General features: G+C 50.2%; 1 protein-coding gene. It reads left to right on the top strand.

The features are described 5' to 3' along the window. Nucleotides 1–607 (top strand): TIM-barrel domain-containing protein (locus B3Z75_RS00320; protein WP_294066536.1); only part of this gene is annotated, 607 nt, incomplete at both ends.

Here is a 607-nt window from a genome sequence, read left to right as displayed (position 1 = left end):
TCAACGAGATCCATGAGATGAATGCACACATGATCATTTCCATTTGGTCTTCGTTTGGCCCTGCCACCAAGCAATACCGTCAATTGGATAAGATGGGGGCTCTCTTCAACTTCAACACATGGCCCGAATCGGGTCTTACCAGTTGGCCACCCAACATGGACTATCCTTCGGGCGTACGTGTATACGACGCCTTCAACCCCAAGGCGAGGGATATTTACTGGAAACACCTGAACGAAGGTCTGTTTAAGTTGGGCATAGACGGATGGTGGATGGATTCAACAGAACCGGACCATTTGAGTTTTAAGCCGGAGGACATGAATACCCAAACGGCCATGGGCTCTTTCCGAAAGGTAAGGAATGCCTACCCTCTGGTCACGGTGGGCGGTGTGTATGACAATCAGCGGGCAGTAACCTCCGACAAAAGAGTGTTTATTCTTACGCGATCCGGATTTGCCGGTCAGCAACGCTATGGCGCCAACGTATGGTCGGGCGATGTCTTTTCATCGTGGGAGAATTTTCGAAATCAAATTCCCGCAGGACTTAATTTCTCGATGTGTGGCATTCCGCACTGGAACAGCGATATTGGCGGATTTTTTGCCGGGGCCTA

This window comes from Proteiniphilum sp. UBA1028 (assembly GCF_002316955.1).
Taxonomy (GTDB): domain Bacteria; phylum Bacteroidota; class Bacteroidia; order Bacteroidales; family Dysgonomonadaceae; genus Proteiniphilum.
This window is presented reverse-complemented; position numbering and strand designations above follow the sequence as displayed.